Raw genomic sequence first — 22,618 nt, 5'->3', positions numbered from 1 at the left:
ACCCGGCGGACGCGATCCGTCCGCCGGGTCACCGGGTCAGTCGCCCAGGGTGGCCAGTTCCTGGATGACCACGTTGGACAGCTGCTGGCCGTCCAGCTGCACCTGACGCAGGTACCAGCGCTGCACCGGGGCGTGCGTGTCGCTGAACCGCCAGGGGCCGCGCGGGCTGTCGATCTCACCGAGCTCGGCGACGGCCGCGTTGATGGCCTCCGAGGTGACCTCCTCACCGGCGGGGATCGACGCGATCGCCTGGTCCAGGACGCTGGCGGCGTCCCACGAGCACATCGCGTACAGCGACGGCTGACCGGTCAGTCCCGCCGCGGTCCACTCCGACACGAACTCGCGGTTGGCGGCGTTGTCCAGGTCGGCCGAGTAGTTCATGACGGTGTAGACGCCCTCGGCGGCGTCGCCCTGCGCCGTCAGCGCGGAGCCCTCGGTCAGGAAGGCGCCGTACAGCGGGATGTCCTTGGCGTCGGACTGCGCCCACTGCTGCACGAAGTTCACCGCCGCCGCACCCGCGTAGAACGTGTAGATCGCCGCGGCGTCGGTCTGGGCGATCTCGGTGAAGTACGGCAGGAAGTTGTCGGTGTCGGGGAACTTCGTCCAGGTCGTCTCACCGGTGGGGTTGGCGAGCGTGCCGCCCGCCTCCAGGAAGTTCTCCGTGAAGCCGCGCAACTGGTCGTGGCCGCCCTGGTAGTCCGGGCCGATCGCGTACACCGGGCCGTCGAGGTTCTCCGCCATGTACGGCGCGATGGCGGTGCCGTTCTCCTCGGAGATCCAGCTGGTGTGCCACAGGCCCTCGAGCTGGTCCGGGTCCAGCGTCGGGCGCCCACCGGAGCCGATCAGCGGGACACCCTGCTCCTGGGCGAACACCGAGATCTCGGCGTAGGACGCGCCGCTGGCGATACCGGTCAACGCCACGACCTCGTCCTGTTGCACGAAACGGCTCGCCACGTCGTAGGAGGTGGCGGGGCCGTCGCCCTCGTCGCCCACCAACAGCTCGACCTTGCGGCCGCCGAGCTCGTTGTTGTGGGTCTCCAGGTACAGCTCGAAGCCGGCGCGCATGTCGTTGCCGACCTCTTCGTACACACCGGTCTGGGGCACGATCAGGCCGATCTTGACGGTGTCGGCGGACGCACCGTCGTCTGCCGTGCAACCGGTGAGGACGAGACCGGCGGCGGTTCCCAACAGCAGAGCCCGCCGGGGCAATCGGTGTTTCATCATTTCTCCAAGAGGGGGGTGGAGGGACATCCAGGTGCCGGTCAGTTCCGGGCGGTCTGACCGGTCCGGGGCCGTGGGGTGAGCGCGGGCCCCACCTTGTTGATCAGGTCGGCCAGCTCGTGGCCCACCTGCCCGATGTCACAGCCGTGTGCGGCCAGCGCGAGCAGGCTGGCTCCACTGGAGACGGCCATGGAGAACATGTAGCCGCCCCGCATCTCGGTCAGGTTGCTGACCACCGGGTCGGCCTGCAGCGAACGCGCGGCCCCGCCGAGCAGACTGACCAGGCCCGAGGCGATCGCCGCCAGCCGGTCCGCGTCATCGACGTCCAGCTCATCATTGCGGGCCACCAGCAGACCGTCGGCCGCCACCGCGATCACGTGGGTCACGTGGGGCACGCGTTCTACGAAGTCATTGAGCAGGAAATCAAGGTCAAGGTCGGTCACAGTGATGCTCTCGATCTGTCTGAGTCGTGGGAGGCTGGGACACGTTTGGCGGCGAGACCACGGGCGTACGCGGCGTAGGTGGCTCCCACGGCGTCCGGGTCTCGGTACTCACCGCCGGTCTGCGGCGCGGAGCTGACGAGCTCGTCGCTCACCAACTGCGCCATCGGAACTCGCTGCGGAAGTTGCGCGTTCTGGCCGGGACCGGGCACGGGCGGCGCGGCGGGGACCGGTGCCGGCTCACGGACCGGCGACGGCGGCCTGCCGTCGCCCCGGCGGCGGCGCGGAAGCCCCGTCGTCGGGTCGCCGGTGGAGGTCCAGTCGAAGTGTACGACCGGCATCTCCATGGTCTCGTCCATGTCGACCGAGTCCCGGGTCGCGGGACGGTCGATCTCGGGGGCCGGGCGCGGCCTGCGGCGGCGGGCCCCCGAACGCTTGGCCTGGAACAGCGGAGCGGGCTTGGGGCGCGCCGCCAGTTCCGCCCGCGACGGCGTCTCGGTGGCCAGCAGCATCAGCGGCACGGTCACCTCGGCGATCATGCCGCCGGTCTGCCCGTTGCGCAGTTCGACCCGGATGCCGCGGCGCGCCGCGATATGCCCCACCACGGTCAAACCCATGGCGCGTACGGCTTCGAGGTCGAGCGGTGGGCGGGTGGCGAGCCGCGTGTTGACCTTGTCGAGCTGGTCGTGCGGCATGCCGATGCCCTCGTCGGCGACCTGGATGATGAGCCGGTCGGCCAGCGACCTGGCCGACACCCGCACCTGGGGCTTGGAGTACCGGGTGGCGTTGTCCATCAACTCGGCCAGCAGCTTCACCACGTCGTCGACGGCGTCGGCGCGGACCGCGACGTTGTCGTCGACGACGCCGACGTCGATCCTGGTGTACTGCTCGATCTGGGCCGCGGCGGCGGTCAGGACGTCGCCGACCGGTTCGTCCACTGTGCGCACCTTGGCGGGCGAGGCGCCGCCCAGCACCAGGAGCGAGTCGTTGGACCGGGCCAACAGGGTCACCAGGTGGTCCAGTGAGAACAGACGGTCCAGGCGCTCGGGGTCGAGCTCGGTCCGTTCGGCCTCGTCCAGGGCGGCGGTGAGCCGACCGGTCAGGGAGTGACCGCGACGGGCCAGGTTGACGAAGATCGCGCCGATGTGGAGCCGCAGCAGCGCCTGCTGCGCGGCGACCCTGACCGCCTCGCGGTGGACCTCGTTGAAGGCGGTACCGACCTCGGCGATCTCGTCGCTGCCGGTGACCTCCACCGGAGCGGGCATGTCGTCGGCGAACTGCTCGGGCGTCAACTCGCCCAGCACCTCGTGGTCATCGAACCGCGCCACCGCGGCGGGAAGGTCCTGTTTGGCGACTCGGCGCGCGGTGTCGCGCAGCCGGCCGAGCCCCTGCACGACCGGACGTCCCAGCCACACCGCGAGGCTGACCGCCACGGCCACCGTCACCGCCACGGCGACGGTCTGGAGGATCGTGAGGTCACGCTGCGAGTCCCGCAGCGCGGTGACCTCCTCGACGATGTCGGCGTCGATCTTGTTCTGCGCGTCCAGGAGCGCGTCGCCCCGGTTGCCGATCGCGGCGTTCCACTGGTCCGGTTCGATGTCGATGTCCTCGCCGGGCGTGATCCGCCCGACGGCGTCCTCCAGCCGCTGCGCGTCGGTCAGCTCGTCGGCGGCCAGGGACTCCTCGACCCAGGCCCGCCACGTGGGCGTCGCCAGGGTGTTGAACGTGATCATGGCCTCGACACTGGCGGTGCGGGCGGCGGTGATGTCCTGATAGGCGCTGGCGGTCATGGTCCCGGCGGAGATCGATCGCAGTACCGCGACCTGTTCGATGCCCAGGTACTCCGAGGCCCGGGTCAGCGCCGCGGCGCCACGGAGCCGGTCGGCGACCTCGGCGGGCGCACCACCGGCCTGAGCCACCGAGTCGCGGTACTCCAGTAGGGCGGCGATGGTGATGCGGTACGAGAACGCCGCCGCCGAGGTGGTCTGTTCGCCGGAGCCGACCGCGTCGCGCAGCGTCTCCAGGCCGTCCAGTTGGGTGTCGATGCGCGCCAGCAGTTGGGCCGTCGACGGGGGGACCTCGGTGAGTTCCGCCCTGGCGTCCCGGTAGGCGTCGATCGCGGAGTCGCTCTCCAGCGTCTGGTTCTGGTACGCCAGGACCAGTTCGTCACCACCGCTGGTCAGCGCGGTCACGGCCGCGGACCGTTCGGCCCGCAGCTGCTGTATCAGTTCTCCTGCCGAGGCACTGGTGAGCACCAGGTTCCGGAGTCGCTCCGCCTGGAGCGCCTCGTTCCCGGTGGTGAACACCGCGAGGGCCGCGAAGGCGACCACCGCGACGAGCGGGACCGCCACCAGTACACCCAGCTTCTGGGTAATCCTCACGAGGCTCGCACCATCTCCGTCGTGGCGGCCGGATCTACTGTCACCTGTTCAGCGACCGGTCGGCACCGGTCGAGGTCGCGCGCGTGATCAATGCCTGCCGTCAGCACACGCGCCTCCTTCCATTTGCGAAGACCGCTGGGGTCTGCGTGTGTGAATCAAGCCTGTCGGCCGTCGCCGCACCAGATAAATCTCCCACGCGATGCGGACACGGCGATGACGTCCACTCCAAAGAGTCTCCGAAGCGCGCATCGCGTCGGCATCAACCGACTCTGCCGGGTCGGGCGACGGGTCATGCGGCTCGGTGTATTGGGGGTGGAGACGGTTTGGTCAGCGGGGCGCCATCGGTGATCGAACCTACCGGATTTGTCCAGGGGTTTGTCAACCACCCTGAGCTTCACACGATAAATCGGCATCCACCGATTTCCTTGTTCTCATTGCCGCGGGAAGAATCCGTTCGGGCCTCCACCGAGAACCGTCTACTTGAGATGGAAGGTTTCCGGCCGGAACCGACGTATCGGCAGCTCAACGTAGTCGGCGTGTTCCGACTCCGGCGAATGTGCTCGGCGCGGTGACCGGCCGACTGCACCCGGTGCCGCGAGGGGGCCGCTTCACGACCGGCCATGTTACCGGCGGGAAACGTGCGCAAGGCCACTCACCCGAAAGGGTCCGCCACGCCCCGCCGAGCGGACGCGCCGACCGGACCGGCGGCGGCCCGTCGCCACGACCTCCCGCCACCGTCCGAACAGCACCCGACAGAGCCCGGCCGGCGGGAGCGTTCCCACGCGCGCAGACGGCGGCGCCCCGGCACGTGTTCACATCCGCAACACCTCGAACGCCGTCGCGGGCCGGCCACCGAACCGCTGCGCCGTCTGCAACGCCATGCCGCGAAGCATGTCGTCGGGATCCGCCATCGGATGGTCCCCCAGCGACTCCAGATACCGGCGGTGCGCCGCCAGGGACGCGATCGACGTCTCCAGGGTCTCCGACACGTCGACGGCGTGCGTCGGCTGCGGTGAACCCGCCACCGCCACCAGCCGCACGCCCCGCCACGGCTCCACCCCGCCGTCCCGGAACAGCCAGCGGTTCGCCGCCGCCGGAACCGCGTCCAGCACCGCGTTCCCCACGTTGCGGTGGTCCGCCTGGTTCATCATCCCGGGCCCCCACCAACGGTGGTGGTTGATGGTCACCACCACCTCCGGCCGGTGACGCCGGATCGCCAGCGCGATGTCACGACGCAACGCCGTCGACTCCTCGATGACGCCGTCCGGATGGTCGAGGAACTCCACATCGGATACGCCGACGATCCGCGCCGATTCCAGCTGCTCGGCCACCCGCAGCGGCCCCGCCTCCTCCGGCGGCACGTCGTCCATGCCGGCCTCGCCCCGGCTCGCCAGCAGGTACCCGACCCACCGGCCCATGCCCGTCCACCGGGCGATCGCGCCCGCGGCACCGTACTCCAGGTCGTCGGGGTGCGCGACGACGGCGAGCACCCGGGACCAGCCGTCCTCCGGGAACGGCTCCAACTGCGACGGTTGTTCGGTGTTCATCCCGCCACCCTATGCGGCGCCGACCGGCCTCACCGTGGTCGCCCCGGCCCGGCCGCGCGGGTGTCGCGGCGGCTTCGCGTCGCGGGGGACGGCGGCGGTTCTTGGAACCGCTTCCAAGCCGGACGCCGGGCCATTGTGACCAGGCCACAAACCGGCCGGTCCCATAGGCCGGATGACATGATCTCGACGGGTTCCCAGGTGGGGAACGTTGTGAGCCGTCACAGAATTATCCCGGCAGGTTTGCCATCGCGTCCAATTTACTTATCCCGCCGGGTCTTTCATGATGGGTGGCAGGCCATATCGCACGCAGGAGTCCCGCATGGATCGCCGCACCTTCATCCGCGTCGTCACCGCCGGCGGTGCTGTCGCAGTGACGGGCACGCTGTGGCAGACGGCCGCGGCGCAACCGGCCGCCCGGGTACTGCCGGGCAGCCCCTACGGCCCCCTCCGAGCCCCCGACGCCAACGGGCTCGCCCTGCCCGAGGGGTTCACCAGCCGCGTCGTCGCCCGTTCCGGGCGCCCGGTGAAGGACCTCGTGTGGCACCTGGCGCCCGACGGCGGCGCCTGCTTCCCCGACGGCGACGGCTGGGTGTACGTGTCCAATTCGGAGGTGCCGTTGATCGGCGGGGCCTCCGCCATCCGGTTCCACGCCGACGGCACCATCGACCGCGCCTACCCGATCCTGCGCGGCACCAGCCTCAACTGCGCGGGCGGCGCCACGCCCTGGAACACGTGGCTGTCGTGCGAGGAGATCTTCCGGGGCCGCGTCTACGAGACCGACCCGTTCGGCGGCGGCGAGGCGGTCCGGCGCGACGCCCTGGGCCGGTTCAAGCACGAGGCCGCCGCCTGCGACCCGGACCGCGGCGTCGTCTACCTCACCGAGGACGAGTCAGACGGCTGCTTCTACCGGTTCCGGCCCGACACCTGGGGCGACCTGTCACGCGGCACCCTGGAGGTGTTGTGCGGCAGCGAGGACACCACGACGGTCACCTGGCAGCCGGTCCCCGACCCGCAACCGGGTGTCTTCGACACCCAGACCCGCGAACAGGTGGACGCCGCCCGGCACTTCGACGGCGGTGAAGGCTGCCACTACGCCGCGGGCGTCTGCTACTTCACCGCCAAGGGCGACGGGAAGGTGTGGGCGTACGACGCCGTCGACGAGACCGTCACGCCCGTCTACGACGGCGGCGGGACACTCGAAGGCGTCGACAACATCACCGGAACCGCCGGCGGCGACCTGTACGTCGCCGAGGACGGCGGTGACATGGAGATCAACATCATCACCCCGGACGGCGTGACGGCGCCGGTGCTGCGGGTGGAGGGCCACGACGAATCGGAGATCACCGGCCCGGCGTTCTCCCCCGACGGCACACGGCTGTACTTCTCCTCGCAACGCGGCGCGAGCGGATTCAGCGCGGGCACCGACGGCGTGACCTACGAGGTGACCGGGCCGTTCCGGCACTGAGCTTCCGGGGCGGCCCGGTCGGCCCCGGAAGCGGTACCCGGACGGCATGACCGAGTGCCCGGCCCGGTCGGCCCGAGAACGGACGGCTGCGCGTACCCGGCTCGCGCGAGAGCCGTCCGGCGCCGGGTGCGGTGGTGGGGGCAGTACCGCCGCACCCGGCGGCCGCTCCCCGGTCCCGGTGGCCCGAACCCCGGTCCCGGTGGCGCGACGGGTTCGCCCGAACGGTGGGAAGCCGTCGCGACGCGCGACGCCGGGCACAGGACCGCGTCGGCCCGGAGTTCCAGTGGCACGGAGGCCGGAAATCCGGGCCGACGCCTCCCTCCCCCTTCCGCGCCCTGGGTGGTCTGGGGCCCGCCTTGGGTGGTCTGGGGCCCGGCCGAAATGGGACATACCGCCCTATTCGAGGCATGTCGATCGGCCCCCGGCCACCCAAGGCGACAAGGCGACAAGGCGGGAGGGTGGAGGAAAGGACGGGTCAGTCGGAGGCCAGGCGGCGCCGGGCGGCCAGCGCCGCGCCGATCCGCTGGAGGTGCGCGGGCTCGACCGGGTCCAGCCCGGTGAGGGTCACGATCCGCCGGAGGCGGTAGTCCACGGTGTTGGGGTGGACGTGCAGCCGGGCCGCCGTCTGCCGGCGGTCCAGCCCGGTCTCCAGGTGCACCTCGATGGTGCGCAGCAGGTCCGGGTTGTCCCGCAACGGGTCCAGCAGCGAGGCCAACTCGGTCATCGCCTCGGACGGCCGGGTGAGCTGGTACTCCAGCAACACGTCGGAGAGCCGGTACAGCGCGGGCGGGTAGCCGAAGGTGCGCACCACGTCCAGCACCTCCACGTTGGTGCGGGTGGCCTCGGCTATCTCGTCGGGTCCGGCGGTCTGGCCCGCCGCCCACAGTCTGGCGCCCGCCGCGGCGGTGACGTCCTCGACGAGCCGGACCGCGACCGGCCAGTCGAGTGGTTCGTCCGGTATGGGCACCAGCACGAGCCCGCCGCCGACCTCCATGAGCGACAGGATCGGTTCGGTCGCGAAGTCCTCCAGTACCGCCCGGATCCGGTGGAGTTTGCGCCGCCCCGCGACGACGGCCCCCGATCCGGGGCCGCGCTCGTCGGCGTCCCGGCCGATCTCCAGGTTCAGGACCAGGTAACGCGCCGACAGCCGCACACCGGCGAGCGCGCTGGCGGTCTCGGCGGAGCCACCGCCCAGCAGGGCCGACACCACGGCGTGCCTGGCCTGCTGTTCCTGGCTGAGCATGCTCTCCCGCTCGGCGATGTAGGCGTCGCAGACGGCGACCGTGACGGCCTGCGTCCAGCCCAGGATCAGGCGGCTGGCGATGACGACGTCCCGGAAGTCCTCCGGGTCCGCGGCGGCGAACAGGACGTCCCACACCCGGCCGGCGCCCTGGTGGTAGGCGGTCAACAGCGCCTCCAGCGGCACGCCCTCCTGGGCGCGACGGGCGGCACCGGCCCGGATCGGTTCGAGTTCGGAGTCGTCGGGGTAGCGGCGGTGCTCGAAGATGCGGGCGGCGAGTTCGAGGTTGTGGACGATGATCCACGCGACGTCGGCGAGTTCGCCGCCGCCGAGGTGCCGGTACACCGGGATGGCCTCGGTGAACCCGGCGACGAGGTGGTCCGCGAGCTCGCGTTTGCGGGCGTCGAGGAGTTCGTGCACGGGCCGGCCGCCCATCACGAGCGGCCGGTCACCGTCACCGTCCGCCTCCGAGTCTCCGGTCACTATGGACGGAAGCGGTAGTGGAGGTACGCCGCGAGCCCGCAGGTCACCCTCACCGGTACCCTGCGGGCTCGCGGCCGACGCCGAGGTCAGCGTGAGCCACCGACGACGCCGGAGGGGGCGGGTTCGCCGTCCCAGGCCATGTCGTCCTCGGTCAGCCACGTGCGGTGGCCGGAGTCCTCCTCCTCTTCACCCCGGCGCATGCCGGCGCCCATCATCCCGGGGGCGAACATGCCGCCCGCCGGGGTGGTGCCGGGCCGGGCGGCCGGGGCGCTGCGGGCGCTGGCTCCCGCCGCTCCCATGCCGACGCCCATGCCGGCCATCGGCACCGCGCCCATGCCGCCGCCCATTCCGGGCCCGCCGCCGGTGGCCAGCGACAGGGCCGGGCTGGCGCCGGGCACAGTCGGTGCGGCGCTGGCCAGGCTGGTCTCGGGTTCGGTGTCGGGGTCGGTCAGGTCGGCGTCGGGCACCGGAAGCGGCTGGTAGTCCGGGTGGTCGGGCGACGGCAACGGGCCGGTGCCGTCCCAGCCGGGCACGCCGCCGCCGGGGCCGCCGGGGACGCCGTGCGGCGGTGGGAGTTCGCCGGTCACGCCGGACGGGAAGTCGTCCGGGTTGAAGGCGTCGTAGATGAACTCTCCCATCTCGACGACTTCACGGAGGTCCTGCAGCCGCTCCAGCCATTCGGCGGGCCGGATGAAACCGGGGTCGCCGACGTCCTGCGGCTGCGACTCGGTCTCGTTGCCCGCCTTGGGGAGCTGCGCGGGCGCCTGTGACGGCTCCTTCCAGTAGGTGCTGCGGTTCTGCAGGTAGGAACCGCCGAGTTGGTTGAGCATGGCGGTCAGGGGGGCGATCGCCGCCGCCCGGCTGTACGGGTTGCTGCGGGCGGCGTTGATGAGCGCGATCGCCTGCGGTTTGATCGAGGACGCCTGGGTGGACATGGACGACAGGCCGTTGGCCATGTTCGTCATGTCGTTGGCCAGGTTGTAGGCGAACTCGGCGATGGCGTTCATCGCCTTGTAGTACTGGGTGGCGGCGGGGCCGGACCAGAGCTGCTGGAGAATCTGGACGTTCTTCATCAGCTCGTCGGCCAGTTGCTGGGCTTCGGCGGCACCGGCGAGCCAGTTCGATTGGGCGCTGGTCGCGGAGGGGCCGGGGTTGATGCCGTGGAAGTAGGCGCTCAGCTGGCCGAAGGACAGTCCGAAGGATGGCATGGACCTAGTCCTTTCGCAGGTCTTTGATCACGTTGGCGAGCGGCACCAGCAGTTCGGTCATGTTGCCGACGTGTGCCGTCTCGGTCTTGCGGTAGTTGCGGATGAGCTGGGTGGTCTTCTGGTTGGCCGCGATGACGGCTGCCCGCAGCAGTGCGAGGCGTTCCAGGTACTGCGCGCGGAGCCGGTCGTGGTCGGTGATCACCGAAACGGCGTCGGTGAAGTGCCCGAGCCCTTGGGCGGAGGCCGGACCGATCTTGGCGCTGGCCGTCCCGACCCGGGCGTCGAGCCGATTGAAGGTCGGCTGAAAGTCCTCGATGGCGTCGACGTCGACGTCGATGCGGCCGTCGGCTGATGATGGGGGCGGCATCGGTTCCTCCAAACAGGTTATGCAAAGCGTTTTGCGACCGGATTAGGCCAGCTTAGTACAAATTCGAGAAATGTGAATATGCCCGGGCCGGATCATTGGGTGAATCCGAGCGCCGAGGCCTGACTCAGCTCCGGTCCGGTGGGTACGAGGTCCAGAAGGGACGCCGGAACCGGGACCGGTTCCACGCCCTTGTAACCGAACGCCTCCAGGGTCTCGTCGGTCATCCCGAACTTCCAACCCTGGTCGGTCAACAGGAACACCGTCCCGCCGGCCGCGCCGGGGGTGATCTCGGCGCGGAACAGTGCGCCGTACCCGCCCGGCAGCAGGACGTGGTCCGCGGTGGTCACCTCGTCGGCGGTGCCGTCCGGCGCCAGCATCGTGTTCTCCTGCAGCTCGGACGGACTCGTCGGGAAGTACTCGACCCGCAGCTCCCCGTCCTCGTACACACCGCACACCGCCGACACGTCGGCTCGCAGCCCCGACACGATCTCGGGCCGGTCGGTCGGGAACCCGGCGGGCTCCACCGTGGAGTCGGACTGGTTCTCGCTGACCGCCGCCGTGGAGATCTCGGTACGCGGGGTGCCGATCAGCTCGGCCGCCAGTTCACCGATCGGGGCCAGGCCGTCGTCCAGCAACACGTAGTAGCGGTCGTTGTTTATGAAGAGTTCACCGATCTCGTAGTCCTCGCCGTCGAGTTCCCGGCCCGGGTCGCCCGCGTCGGGCACCGGCACCACCAGCTCGGGACCGGTGAACAGCGCGTTGATCAGCACCCGGTCCACCGACACGACCTGTTCGACGTCGGCGCCCAGCGCCGGAAGCGTCTTCTCACCGGGCACCAGGAACTTCGTGTCACCGATGACCAGGTGGTAGTCGCCGTCGGACTCCAGCAGCAGTCCCTTGTCCCCCAACGACTCCCCGCCGCCGGGCATCATCCCGACGACCACGTGGCTGTCCCGCTTGAGCGCGTCGAGCCGGTTGGGGGCCGAGCAGGTCAGCAGCGGCATCCCCACGAACCGGTCGTTCTCCGGCAGCGCGTCGGGCGCGCCCGGGATGCCCAGCATCCCGCCGCGCGGGGTGTCGGCGAGCGAACTCTGGTGAACGGTGAACACGGTCCGGTCGCCGCTGGAGGTGATCAGCAGCGCCGAGGCGTAGTTCTGCACCGGGTGCAGCAGCCCGTCCCAGTACACGAACCTGGCGCCGGTCTCCTCCTCCACGATGATGGCGCCGTCGACCTTCCAGGACTCGGCACCGCCCGGCCACACCAGACCCACCACCCAGAAACCGGCGAACACCAACGCGGCGATGGCGGTACTGGCCACCGCGGCGATCGCGAGCCGCCGCATCGGTAGGTCGAGCGTCTCGGGTTCACCCGACAGCATCGCCGAGATGATGCGCCGCACGATGAAGCGATGTGCCTGGACCTGTTCACGTCTGGTTCGCATTGCCACGAGCTCCTTCGGAGTTCCTGGATCATTGGCGTCTGATCGGGAGGGCGTACCGGTGGACCGCCGGACGACGCGGAGCGTCCGCCACGTACCGGGGTCGTACGCGGGGGACTCACCGTCGCACCGCCTGGGCGGTCCGGGTCCACGGCCGGGGAACCGTCGGACCGGGTCGCGGAGAGTCTACCGGCAAATCGATTTGGTTTAGCATGACAGAACGCCTCACCCGCTCGCCCGGCCGAAGGAACCGACCATGACGACGCCCCCGGTACCCTCCACGCGACGACGTGGCCACGTCGGACTGGTGACGCTCGCCCACGTCATCGCCGTCGAAGTCGTACTCGCCACCCTGCTGTTCGTGCCCGGCCTACCACTGTGGTGGATCGGCGGCATCATGTTCGCCGTCCTGGTGGTGGCCTTCGGATTCCACCGCGGTCAACTCTGGCTCGTCGAACTGGCCCGGTGGGTGCGGCTGCGCCACCGGCAGCGCGCCGACCGGCACGCCGAGGCCGAGAAGCTCGCGCCCGGCCCGGCACCGCACCTCGACACCATCAACGAACGCGGCACCAGCCTCGGCGTCGCCTACGACGGCACCGGCTGGTTCGCCGGGCTCAGCGTCGCCACCGACGCGCCACCGCACGCGGTGTTCGCCGCCCTCACCGATCTCCTGCGCTACCAGGGGAACCCGATCACCTCCGTGCAGCTGGTCACCCACAGCGTCGCCACCACCACGCCGCCGCGCAAGTCGAGCTGGTTCATCGTGCGGATCGACGTCCGCAACGCCGTGCCGGTCGCCGCCGACCGGGGCGGCGGCGCCGTCGGCGTACACCGCGCGCTGTCGGGCACCGTCGGACGACTCATGAAGGGCGCCACCAGGATCGGCGTCGGCATGCAGCCGTTGGACGCCGAGGAGCTGCGCGACGCGCTGCGGTTCTCGCTCGACGGCGGATTCACGACCGACGAACCCGTCACCGAACGCTGGGGCGCGTGGCGGCACGGGGAACTCGAACAGGCGACGTTCAGCTGGCACGGCCGGCCCCGTGACGCCGACACCGCCGAGAAGTTCTGGCAGGGAACGGTGTCACTGCCCGCCGACTTCTGCGCCTTCTCCATCGCCGTGCGACCCGCGAGCGACCGGCCGAACGAGTACCGCCAGATGGTCAGCTGCCTCATCCGGCTCGCCGCCGAGGCCGACACCCTCGAAGACATCTGCCAGGAACTGTCCGACCTGGCACGAAAGCATCACGTCCGGCTGCGGCGGTGCGACGGGGTACAGGGCCCCGCCGCCTACGCCTCGGCGATCAGTGGAGGACTGTGGTGACCGCTCAACAACCCGGTACAGGTGATTCCGACATGACCACAAGCGACACTTCACTGCCCGGCGTGGCCAACCCAGTGCCCGACTTCACGCCCGTCCCCGATCCGGTGCCCGACGCCGCTCCGCCCGGCGGCGACTCGGGCAGGCCCGACTCCGGCGCCGGCCGTGACGACTCCGACACCGGCGAGGCCGTGGTCACCGAGGGCGCGCCCCGGCCGGTCGAGATCGCCGACCACGCATCCTGGCGCGACGTCGGCGACAACCCGTGGCAGGCCGACGAGGACGCGCCACCCCCCGTCATCGGTGAATGAGGACGGTGTGGCCGGGCGCGTGTGCCGCCCGGCCACACCGGTCAACAGGTGTCGCCGATCTCGCGGGACAGCGGCACCTCACCGTCGGGCCCGAGCCGGAACGTCAACCGGTCGACCGCGAACCGGCAGTCGAGTGCGATGTCGCCGAGCGCGTCGCCACGCATTCCCGTGCCGGTGAACACCACCTCGCCCGGCGCCACCTGTCGCAGCCGAAAGCCCTGGAGGTCCTGGGAGACCCACACCTTCGGGTACTCCGCGACCCGCCACGTCCCGGTCGGGTCGTCGTAGATGTGTCCATTGGTGAACACGTATTCGCCGCCGCCCCAGTCCGCGCGGAAGGGGCAGCCGTCCGGGAAAGGATCGGTCGCGGCCGCCACACAGGAGTCGATCCACTCGGTGACCCGGGTCTCCACGAGTCCGGTGAGCGCGTCGGTGACCGGCACCGACGGCCGGTAACCGGTGCCCCCGCCGGGCACCGCGATGTAGTCCGGAAGATCGAACAACTCCCGATCCGACTCGAACACCCGGTACACCCCGGGGAACACCCGGACCCGGTCGGCCTCCACCGTCACACCGTTGAACTCGACGTACCCCATCGGCGACCGGGACGCGTCGACCGTGACATAGGGGTCGGCGATGACCCACTCGCCGTCGACGAGGTCGAGCCGGAACCTGCCGTCGCGTTCCCGCCCGTCCGCCGCGACGGTGAAGTCCACGGTGGCCGAGTCCTCGAAGGGCTCACCGACGGTCCGGACGTCGTCGAACTCCCAACCGGTCGGCATGGCGGCCTCGGTGAGCAGTTCGTCCGAGGTGTCCGGCTCGCCGGGGGCCTGCGCGGTGTACTCGGCGGTGGCCGCGAAGTCGCCGGAGCGGATCGCGTCGAGGTAGCCGGTGACGACGTCCTCCGGGTCGCCCGTCGGCCACCACGCGACGACTAGCGCGGTGGCCGCAGCGAGGACCGGCACCGCCACGACCGTGACGAACAGGCGGCGGCGGATACGGGTGCGTCTGGGTGAAAGGGGCACGTGGTCACCTCGCCGTCGCGTCGATGTCGTGGCAGCTTCCGTATGTGGGGAAGAACGCGGCGATGCCAGGGGCGGGCACGGCCGACTGGTGCAGCAGGACCGAGCCGTCCGCGTTCAGTTGCGCCCGCAGCACGCTCGGGTCAATCCCGCAGGCGGCGGTGACGTCGTACTCGGTGGAGAAGCCGACCCCGGCCGCCGTCACGGTGATCTCGCCCGGATCGGTCACCTCCACCGCGAAACCGGAGTCCTTGGCGCTCTCACCGAAGGTGACGGTCGGCATCCGCGCGACCTCCCACCGCACGTCCCGGTACGCGTCGACGTACACGTCGTCGGGGAGGGCGTCGGTGACCAGTGCCATCGGGCAGCCCGGTACGTAGCCGTATTCGACGGTGGCGCAACGCTCCACGAGCACCGCCAATGAGGCGTTGAGCGACGCCTCGGCCTCCGGCCCCGGCGTGACGGGGCCCAGTGAGACGGTCACCTGCGGCGACTCTGGTTCCGGTTCGGGCATCAGCAGGTGCGGCGCGGGGTCACCGGCCACCGGCAGGTCGCCGAGGAAGTCGTACCTGCCGGGGAACAGCAGGTAGGTGTCCAGGCCGATCGCCTCCACGTCGTGCGCGTACAACTCCGCCAACTCCACGACCCTGTCGTTGACGTGCAGGTACGTCAGCTCCGGGGTGACGAACTCGACCTCCACGAACGGGTCCTTCAGATACCAGACCCCGTCGTGCTCGACCACGCCGATCAGACCGGTCTCACGGTTCTCGGAGTCGCCGATGGTCACGGGAACGACCTTGTCGAAGTCGCCCCGCATCTCACCGATCTCCAGGACCTCCCAGTCGTCGTCGATCGCGTCGGGGTGCAGGAACGTCGCCTGCTCCCCGACCGGGACGCCGAAGCCGTAACCGCTGACGTGGCTCAGCGCCTCGTCCACGTCGCCGTCGTGGATCGCGTCGAAGAACGCCGCGACGACCTCCTCCGGCTCCTGATCCACTATCGACCAGATGACGCCGCCGAGGACGATCACGGCCACGACACCCGCGAACAGGGACAGCCCGGACACGGTGAACCACGGCGGATCGGCCGTCGTGGCGGGCGGCTTCGCCGGTCCGGTCTTCCGCTTGGCCTGGCCGGACTCGGCTGGGTCGGGCTGGGACGGGTCGGCGGGTGCGACGGTCGGCGCGGTGTCGGTCGCTTGTCCGGCGGGAGCGTCGTCCGGCTCCGATGCCGGCGAGTCGGCCGGAGCGACCGGGCCGGGTTCCGGTGTGGCGTCACCGGTCTCGGGTGCGGTGTCCCGCGCGCCGGGCGATTCGGCAGCGGACTGGCCGTCCCCGCCCCGCGGCGCCGGCACGACCGGCTCGGCCGATGCCTTGTCGTGTACGGGATCGGATTGCTCGGTCGGAGTGGATTCGGGCGTGAGTTCTCGGGACAACAGGGTTCCTCCGGGGTGTCGCTCCCGGGCGGTGGTCGCGTTCCCCGTCGCGACGACGGCTTCCGGGCGTATCCGTGTGGACACACCGTAACGCCCCCGGTCAACCGGCTCGCCGGGTCGTTCAGGCGGTGATCCGAGACGGCGGGCGGGAGGTGGGACGGGACACGCCGGTTCCCGGCCTGCGACATGAACCGGGCCGGCGGTGGCACAGTCGTCCCGTCAGCGAGGCGGGCAGGAGGTTTCCCATGAACGGCTCCATAACCGGCAGACGGGTACGCGCGGGTGTGGTGGCGCTCGTCCTGGTGACCGCCGGGTGCGGAGGTGCCGCGCCGGTCGAGGCCGGCCCGACCGCTTCCGTGACACCGGAAGACCGGTTCGAGGCACTGGAGGACTCCTACGACGCCAGGTTGGGCGTGTACGCCCGGGACACCGGCACCGATGAGGAGGTGACGTTCCGCGCCGACGAGCGGTTCGGGTACGCCTCGACGTTCAAGGCGTTGGCGGCGGGGGCGATCCTCGCGGAGTACGGCGTCGACGGCCTGGACCGGCGGATCCGTTACACCGCCGACGATCTGGTGCCGCACTCCCCCGAGACCGGCAAACACGTCGATGACGGCATGACCTTGGAGGCGATCTGCGAAGCGGCGGTGCGGTTGAGCGACAACACCGCCGCGAACCTCATGTTCGACGCCCTCGGCGGACCGGACGGGTTGCAGGAGGTCCTGGTCGGACTCGGCGACGAGGTCACCGAGATGGACCGGTACGAGACCGCCCTCAACGACGTCGGTCCCGGCGAGACCCGCGACACCACGTCACCCCGGGCGTTCGCGACGGACCTGGCGGCGTTCCTGCTGGGTGACGTGCTCCACGCGGCCGAACGCGAACTGTTGACGGAGTGGATGACCGGCAACGCGACGGGGGCGCACCTGGTGTCGGCGGGTGTGCCGGACGGCTGGCGCGTCGCCGACAAGAGCGGCGCGGGCGGCTACGGCGGTCGCAACGACATCGCCGTGGTGTGGCCGGAGGACGGTGCCCCGATCGTCATGGCGATCATGTCCGTCCGCGCCGACCCCGACGCCGAACCCTCCGACGCCCTCATCGCCGACGCCACCCGCATCGCGACAGACACCCTCCACTGACCGCGGGAGCGACAGACTCGGGTGGGGTGGGGCCGTCTCGCGGGAGGTCGAGACGGCCCCGGTGTGGGCGTGCCCGTGGGTGGCGGGCACGCGGGCACGGACGGCGTGGCCGCCCGCGCAGGTTCAGCGTCGGGACGGATGCGGCCGGTGTTCGTCGTCCCAGTCGGCCCACAGCGCGGTCATCCGGGCGTCGAGGTCGGCTAGCGCGGCGCGGATGTCGGCGGCCGGTCCGGATTGGCGCTCTGCCGACTGTTCGACCTGTCCACGGGTCAGTGCGGCCGAGACGGTGCGGCACGCCGCGACCACCGCGCGAGCACGGTGCTCCGCCGGTCGTCCACTATGGTCGCCGGTCGGCACGGCATTCCGCATGGGCGCAGTGTCTTGGTCACGGTGCGGGTCGTCCGGTGCCGGTTCGGGTGCGGTCACTGGTCACACTCCCGGAGATGGTCGGCGGCCCACTGCCGGTACACCTGTAGGGCGCCGTGGGAGATCTGGCTGCGCCATTCCGGCGGGTTGTCCACCCAGCCGTGAGCCCAGCGCACGTTCGGGAGCCGTGACAGGTCGCAGATGCGGCACAACACGGTGATCGTGTCCCGCCAGGGTGCGGTCACCTGTAGCGAATCGGGCCGGTCGCCCGCCGAGACCGTGAGTGTCTGCTGCGCCAACGGCGCGAAGTAACTGCCGTAGACGGTCATCGCGGCCCCCGCTCCGGGTCGCTGGTGCGGTGCCGGTACCGGGTCGCCGTCTCGTCCGGCACGTCTTCGGCCGTGCGATCCGCTTCGCTGGGTGCCGTTCGCACCGGAGGTGCTGTCGGATCGGCCGAGCCGGCGCGGGCGCGGCTGGTCTCACCGGGCGGCGGAACGGTGCCGCACCGCCACGGGCGCCCACAGAACCGGCACCGGGTGCTCCCGGCAGGACGGTCCGCCGTGAGCGCACCGGATCTGTGGACCGGCACTGATCGTTTCCGTATGCTGATCGCATCCATTCGCTGATCTCCAATCACAATGGATGTACGTCCCGAGCCGGGTGCGATTGGTGCGCACCCGGCTCTCTCCGTGTGGGCGACCGGATTTCCGAAGAGGCCCACACTCGACCGATCCGTTCGGCGTCCGCCACCCACAGCAACGACGGTAAGCGCCCGGTGACACAATGGGAAGTAACGACCCGGTGTGCATTGACGCACCGATAATCTGCACAAGTGCAGGGGGGATAATGGCGACCGCTTCCACACTCCGGCGACGAACACTCGGCCGAAAGCTGCGGCTGTTGCGCGAGACCGCCGGGATCAAGGTCAACGACGCCGCCGACCATATCGGACTCGACAGGACCACGCTGCAACGCTGGGAACGTGGAATCACCGCACCCAACGGCGGAAACATCATCGCGTTGGGCAACCTGTACCGGGCCACCGATGCCGAGATATCACGCATGAAGACACTCGCCACCAGATCTGCCGAACGGGGCATCTGGGAATCCGCCGAGGTACCGGCAGAACTTCGCGCTCTCTATGAGGCCGAGGGCACCGCGAATCTCATCCGGTCGCTTGAGATGGATTACATTCCGGGCCTGGTTCAGACACCCGAGTACCTGTCGGCCGCGCAGTCTCACCTGAAGCTGTCCGAAGCCGACGCCGCCAAGGTCCACGACGTCTGGAAGAAGCGGCAGGCGATCGTGTTCCGGCATCCTGTTCCCGAGATACGGCTCGTGTTCGGCCAATCCGCGCTGCTGTACCTGAACGGGCTACCAGAGGTCAAGCGCGGGCAGGTAGCCCGGCTCCGGGAGGTCGCTTCCACCCCGGGTGTGGAGATTAGGGTGATGACCGGCATCCATGCCGCGATGACAGGCGCATTCACCATCATGACCGCCGACGACCTCTTGGACGACCCGTTCGTGTTCCTGGAGTCCCTAGACGGTTGCCGATACGTCGAGGAGCGGCACGTAGTCTCTGAGTTCGAGTGGACGTTCTCCGCCGTATGGAAATCCGCAGTCCCACTGGAGGAGTACCTGACATGATCGCTGGAAACTGGCGCAAATCGAGTCGCAGCAACGCCGCCGGCGGAAACTGTGTGGAAGCCCGACTGTGGCGCGCATCGAGTCACAGCAACCCCACCGGCGGGAACTGCGTAGAGGTCCGCCTCACCGGCCCGGTGGAACTCCGCGACAGCAAGGCCCCCCACCTCGGCACCCTAGCCGTCTCCCCCACCGACTTCACCGCCCTCCTAGACGCTATGCGCTAGAGCAGGAGGCTTGATGGGTGGTGGCGGCCACGATGAATTCAACCGCCACCTCCCAGCATCAGATGCCGAACATTAACCGTCTAAACTGGAACTCGCATACCTCGATTACGGCTCCGAGGCGAAGACCATTCGGTCCCCCACGTCCGGATCCCCCTGAAGCAGGTAGAGTTTGAGCTCGCCGTCGTCGTTCATAGAGCTAATCAAGAAGGCGAAGTCGACGTCTTCACCATACTCGAAGTACACCTGTTCGCTTGGCTCAACAATCGCCCAAGAGCCCACGCCTTCACGGATCTCGGAACGCCAGCCCTGTTGGACGTCTTCGACCTCAAATTCCATGGTTTCGCTGAAGATGATCATCGTTCCTTCTGCACTACGCCAGGTGCCGAACAAGTCTTCAGGCTGCAAGTCGGTCCATTTAACGACTGGCTCTTGGATACAGCCACCAAGGACCATCAAGAGAAACATGGCAACAGTAGCTCTAACTGAACGCAACGACACGATCACCCACCTATACACCCATCCGAACCATAAGAGGTGCCACCGTTAAGCACAGCCAAAGATGACATGTCTATCTCCTCGCGTCTCCAGCTCGTTCTGAAAGCAGTTTTCACTTCAGCCATCTCCCTCGCCGAACTTTCACCCACCCTACTTGGCGCCTTGCAATTAGAAACAGGGTTAGGTGGTTGAACCGGCTGTACTTCCTGAACCGCCACATGTCTGTCACATTCCTACAGCGGCTCACGATCTCAGCGCACCTGCCAAGTCGCGGTATCCGTCAGCCAACGCCGGGAAAACATCTGGCGATGCTTCGCTTTCGCTGACATGCCATCGTTGCAGGCTCACGGCCTTGACATCCGGAGGAGCACCCACATGCCTAGGGCAGCGACGGCAGCCCAGATGCAGACTTCCCACAGCAGGCGTCGCCGTGAGCTGACCAGGCGCCCCGATTCGCGTCGGACTTGTACTACGCCAGGTTCGTTCCGATAGTGAGGAGCCACGACACACTTGGGACGATTGCGATATATGACAAGGTAGGAACCCAGAAAAAACGCCAGCAGACAGGCAATCGATATACCCGCTAGAACCAACAAAATTACCATCGATTCACGGCGCCCGAATATATCGTTAATTATCATCGCCACAGATACCACAAAAAGCACGAATGGCACCAAAATGGTGACTGGCATTTGCCGCCTCAGCCCGGATCGGAACTCCTCCGAGTACGGAAGATACCGATACGCCGATGCCTCCCTTTCCTTCGCCCGCCCGTCCCAATGTCGCGGCAACTGCCAGAACACCTGGAAACCCAGCAACACAACACCGAGCAGCAGCAAGGCTGCACCGGCCGCCAGATAGGACAACCGTCATCTCCTCATGATCAACAGATGGAAGCACCTGAGCTCAAAATACGCCCCCTTAGTCGTATTGAGCTATAACCGTGCAAGCTACAAACGCTAGAAACGTACTTGCCGGAAAGATGATGGCAAACCAGTTCAATCGCTTCTCGACTTGATCCTCGGCCGACAGGTCAGCCTTGGCCCGCATCGCCTCGAACCTGACTAGGATCCGATGCTCCTGCCGGTTTCCCCGCCAACGCGAGATCATCGAAGAACCGAATCCCGATACGCGCGACTGCTTACCATCGTCCAACTCTATTTCCAAGCCAGCGGTCTCTGGAGGCAACACCAGTCGACGCACCCGTGCGTATGGGATGTCTACCCTTCCGAATGCCCACTGAAGCACCACTCGTTCGCGACCCACCACGAAAGCCGGGCGCCACATCACCAACCAGCCCAATTGCATTACCAGAATGCCCAAAAGTACAGCCCAGAGCTCATTGACACCGAAACCTTTGTGGCTCGCTGCGAACCCGAGCAGAACGATAAACAACCCGAAAGCCAAAGCTGGGAGCACGCCAACTAGATTCATCCATCGACGATAAGTTACGTTCACGCTCACCAATTCCTTATTAGGCCCAGCACTGTCGCTATCCTGCCAAGGACTGAGGGCGCCGGTCACCTAGACCGCAGCCACAGTCCCATTTGAAACTTTAAGCAAAAGATATGAAGAACGCCGTTACCGTCACAATGGGGAATATGATGGCGAACCAATTCAACCGCTTCACCACCTCGCCCTCCCGCGACGGGTCGGCACGAGCACGTATCTCATCGAACCGCGCCGATATGCGCTTCTCCTGCCGGTTACCCAGCCACCGCGAAATCATCGAAGAGCCGAACCCAGAGACACGAGATTGAGCACCGTCATCCAGTTCTATCTCCAAACCCGGAGACTCCGGCGGAAGCACAAGCCGTCTTATCTTCCCGTACGGGATGCTCACCGTTCCAAATGACCAACGCAGAATAACCCCATCCGACTTCAAGACGAGCGCGGGCCGCCAGGCGGCCAACCAGCCAACCTGAAAAACCATCAAGACCAGGGTGAGGCCGAAAAGCTGGTCAACACCGAAGCCCTGTCCAAAGGTGCTGACTGTGGGCATCGCCAACAATAGGCCGAACCCCACAGAGAAGACTGTGGCTCCGACATTAGCTGGACGTCTATAGGTTCGCTGCTTCATCACCATTCCCTAATGGACCTGTACTGCGCGAGAGACGCCCAGGCTCGGGTCGTACTCCCGCGCACCCAGGTGCGTCACACCGGTCGGATCACTCGTCCCACCGACGAACCCACGCTCACCCGGGCACGCCACCGTGCCGCCACGCCGGTTCCCGAACGGGTCCTGGTAGCGGTACACCGGCGCAGCCCGGCATTTCACGCCCCGGCCCGTCACCGGTTCTCCACTATCACTACGCACACGACGAACGTGAGCAATGTGGCGATCGGGAGCAGGATCGCGAACCAGTTCAAACGCTTGACCACCGGCGCACTAGACGACGAATCGGCCTCTGCCCGCATCGCCTCGAACCTCGCCAAGATGCGCTTCTCCTGCCGGCTACCCAACCACCGCGAGATCATGGAAGAACCGAAGCCCGAGACCCGCGACTGGTCTCCGTCGTTCGATTCGATCTCCAGTCCGGCGGACTCAGGCGGCAACACCAAGCGCCGAACCCGCGCATACGGAATCTCCACCCGGCCGAACGACCACCGAAGCACCACCCCCTCACGCGCCACCACGAACGAGGGCCGCCACAACGCCAACCACGCAATCTGCAAGACCATGAGCCCAAGCAGTGAAAAGGCGACTTCGTCTGGGCCGACTCCATGTGTGCTGGCAGTGCCGATGCCAGCCGCGACGAACATCATTCCGAACAGCCCGGCTGGTACGACTGCAACAACGTTCATCCACCGGCGAAAGGTCGCTTTGCGCTTGGTTCCCGGCGAGAACGGTTTACTTCCCACGTCGC

The 22,618-nt window shown here is 68.4% G+C and carries 23 protein-coding genes; 6 read left to right on the top strand and 17 right to left on the bottom strand.

What is annotated here, in order from left to right; all coding sequences use genetic code 11:
* Positions 1–36: 36 nt before the first annotated feature.
* The 4 genes from LX16_RS16170 to LX16_RS16155 all read right to left on the bottom strand — a co-directional run bounded on the left by LX16_RS16170 (position 37) and on the right by LX16_RS16155 (position 5,589).
* Positions 37–1,221, bottom strand: coding sequence for an ABC transporter substrate-binding protein (locus tag LX16_RS16170; RefSeq protein ID WP_147139723.1), 1,185 nt, complete (start codon positions 1,219–1,221; stop codon positions 37–39).
* Positions 1,222–1,262: 41 nt separating this feature from the next.
* Positions 1,263–1,664, bottom strand: coding sequence for a roadblock/LC7 domain-containing protein (locus LX16_RS16165; RefSeq protein WP_147139722.1), 402 nt, complete (start codon positions 1,662–1,664; stop codon positions 1,263–1,265).
* On the bottom strand, positions 1,661–4,042 hold the full coding sequence (locus tag LX16_RS16160; RefSeq protein WP_147139720.1) for a sensor histidine kinase: 2,382 nt from the start codon (positions 4,040–4,042) through the stop codon (positions 1,661–1,663). The genes LX16_RS16165 and LX16_RS16160 overlap by 4 nt, the downstream gene beginning before the upstream one ends.
* A gap of 812 nt (positions 4,043–4,854) precedes the next feature.
* The gene (locus tag LX16_RS16155; RefSeq protein ID WP_147139718.1) at positions 4,855–5,589 is read right to left on the bottom strand and encodes a PIG-L deacetylase family protein; all 735 of its coding nucleotides are present in this window, start codon (positions 5,587–5,589) and stop codon (positions 4,855–4,857) included.
* 319 nt (positions 5,590–5,908) lie between these two features.
* Between LX16_RS16155 and LX16_RS16150 the strand changes: the two genes are divergently transcribed.
* Positions 5,909–7,054: an alkaline phosphatase PhoX gene (locus tag LX16_RS16150; protein WP_147139717.1), complete on the top strand. Its 1,146-nt coding sequence runs from the start codon at positions 5,909–5,911 to the stop codon at positions 7,052–7,054.
* Between the two features lie 475 nt (positions 7,055–7,529).
* Here LX16_RS16150 and LX16_RS16145 read toward each other — a convergent pair whose 3' ends face one another.
* From LX16_RS16145 to eccB, 4 genes are all read right to left on the bottom strand, one after another.
* Positions 7,530–8,777 (bottom strand): PucR family transcriptional regulator, encoded by a 1,248-nt coding sequence (locus LX16_RS16145; protein WP_147139714.1) that lies wholly within the window; start codon positions 8,775–8,777, stop codon positions 7,530–7,532.
* An 86-nt stretch (positions 8,778–8,863) separates the two neighbouring features.
* The gene (locus LX16_RS16140; RefSeq protein WP_147139713.1) at positions 8,864–9,985 is read right to left on the bottom strand and encodes a WXG100 family type VII secretion target; all 1,122 of its coding nucleotides are present in this window, start codon (positions 9,983–9,985) and stop codon (positions 8,864–8,866) included.
* A gap of 4 nt (positions 9,986–9,989) precedes the next feature.
* The gene (locus tag LX16_RS16135; protein WP_147139710.1) at positions 9,990–10,352 is read right to left on the bottom strand and encodes a hypothetical protein; all 363 of its coding nucleotides are present in this window, start codon (positions 10,350–10,352) and stop codon (positions 9,990–9,992) included.
* A gap of 92 nt (positions 10,353–10,444) precedes the next feature.
* On the bottom strand, positions 10,445–11,794 hold the full coding sequence (gene eccB / locus LX16_RS16130) for a type VII secretion protein EccB (RefSeq protein WP_147139708.1): 1,350 nt from the start codon (positions 11,792–11,794) through the stop codon (positions 10,445–10,447).
* A gap of 253 nt (positions 11,795–12,047) precedes the next feature.
* On the opposite strand from eccB, the gene LX16_RS16125 reads away from it, so the two are divergent.
* Together LX16_RS16125 and LX16_RS16120 are read left to right on the top strand one after the other, a co-directional pair.
* On the top strand, positions 12,048–13,115 hold the full coding sequence (locus LX16_RS16125) for a type VII secretion protein EccE (protein WP_147139705.1): 1,068 nt from the start codon (positions 12,048–12,050) through the stop codon (positions 13,113–13,115).
* 32 nt (positions 13,116–13,147) lie between these two features.
* A complete protein-coding gene (locus LX16_RS16120; protein WP_147139704.1) occupies positions 13,148–13,423 on the top strand; it encodes a hypothetical protein in 276 nt (91 codons plus the stop codon).
* 41 nt (positions 13,424–13,464) lie between these two features.
* Here LX16_RS16120 and LX16_RS16115 read toward each other — a convergent pair whose 3' ends face one another.
* Both LX16_RS16115 and LX16_RS16110 read right to left on the bottom strand, forming a co-directional pair.
* Positions 13,465–14,448: a hypothetical protein gene (locus LX16_RS16115; RefSeq protein WP_147139702.1), complete on the bottom strand. Its 984-nt coding sequence runs from the start codon at positions 14,446–14,448 to the stop codon at positions 13,465–13,467.
* 4 nt (positions 14,449–14,452) lie between these two features.
* Positions 14,453–15,880 (bottom strand): hypothetical protein, encoded by a 1,428-nt coding sequence (locus LX16_RS16110; RefSeq protein WP_158645629.1) that lies wholly within the window; start codon positions 15,878–15,880, stop codon positions 14,453–14,455.
* A 245-nt stretch (positions 15,881–16,125) separates the two neighbouring features.
* On the opposite strand from LX16_RS16110, the gene bla reads away from it, so the two are divergent.
* Positions 16,126–17,019, top strand: coding sequence for a class A beta-lactamase (gene bla, locus LX16_RS16100; protein WP_147139696.1), 894 nt, complete (start codon positions 16,126–16,128; stop codon positions 17,017–17,019).
* A 123-nt stretch (positions 17,020–17,142) separates the two neighbouring features.
* Here bla and LX16_RS16095 read toward each other — a convergent pair whose 3' ends face one another.
* Both LX16_RS16095 and LX16_RS16090 read right to left on the bottom strand, forming a co-directional pair.
* Complete coding sequence (locus LX16_RS16095; protein ID WP_147139694.1) at positions 17,143–17,388, bottom strand: hypothetical protein; 246 nt, start codon at positions 17,386–17,388, stop codon at positions 17,143–17,145.
* 53 nt (positions 17,389–17,441) lie between these two features.
* Positions 17,442–17,714 (bottom strand): hypothetical protein, encoded by a 273-nt coding sequence (locus LX16_RS16090; RefSeq protein ID WP_147139692.1) that lies wholly within the window; start codon positions 17,712–17,714, stop codon positions 17,442–17,444.
* 517 nt (positions 17,715–18,231) lie between these two features.
* On the opposite strand from LX16_RS16090, the gene LX16_RS16085 reads away from it, so the two are divergent.
* A complete protein-coding gene (locus tag LX16_RS16085; RefSeq protein WP_158645628.1) occupies positions 18,232–19,032 on the top strand; it encodes a helix-turn-helix domain-containing protein in 801 nt (266 codons plus the stop codon).
* Complete coding sequence (locus LX16_RS16080) at positions 19,029–19,256, top strand: DUF397 domain-containing protein (RefSeq protein WP_147139688.1); 228 nt, start codon at positions 19,029–19,031, stop codon at positions 19,254–19,256. The genes LX16_RS16085 and LX16_RS16080 overlap by 4 nt, the downstream gene beginning before the upstream one ends.
* A 105-nt stretch (positions 19,257–19,361) precedes the next feature.
* Here the strand turns inward: LX16_RS16080 and LX16_RS16075 are convergent, their stop codons facing one another.
* The 5 genes from LX16_RS16075 to LX16_RS16055 form a co-directional block, all read right to left on the bottom strand.
* On the bottom strand, positions 19,362–19,754 hold the full coding sequence (locus LX16_RS16075; protein ID WP_147139685.1) for a hypothetical protein: 393 nt from the start codon (positions 19,752–19,754) through the stop codon (positions 19,362–19,364).
* A gap of 341 nt (positions 19,755–20,095) precedes the next feature.
* Entirely contained in the window at positions 20,096–20,617 is a 522-nt protein-coding gene (locus LX16_RS16070) for a hypothetical protein (RefSeq protein WP_147139683.1), read from the bottom strand.
* Between the two features lie 55 nt (positions 20,618–20,672).
* The gene (locus LX16_RS16065) at positions 20,673–21,185 is read right to left on the bottom strand and encodes a hypothetical protein (protein WP_147139681.1); all 513 of its coding nucleotides are present in this window, start codon (positions 21,183–21,185) and stop codon (positions 20,673–20,675) included.
* Between the two features lie 121 nt (positions 21,186–21,306).
* On the bottom strand, positions 21,307–21,831 hold the full coding sequence (locus tag LX16_RS16060; protein WP_158645627.1) for a PH domain-containing protein: 525 nt from the start codon (positions 21,829–21,831) through the stop codon (positions 21,307–21,309).
* Positions 21,832–22,040: 209 nt separating this feature from the next.
* On the bottom strand, positions 22,041–22,613 hold the full coding sequence (locus LX16_RS16055) for a hypothetical protein (RefSeq protein ID WP_147139677.1): 573 nt from the start codon (positions 22,611–22,613) through the stop codon (positions 22,041–22,043).
* Between the last annotated feature and the right edge of the window lie 5 nt (positions 22,614–22,618).

Source organism: Stackebrandtia albiflava, assembly GCF_007994225.1.
In the GTDB taxonomy this organism is placed as follows: domain Bacteria; phylum Actinomycetota; class Actinomycetes; order Mycobacteriales; family Micromonosporaceae; genus Stackebrandtia; species Stackebrandtia albiflava.
This window is presented reverse-complemented; position numbering and strand designations above follow the sequence as displayed.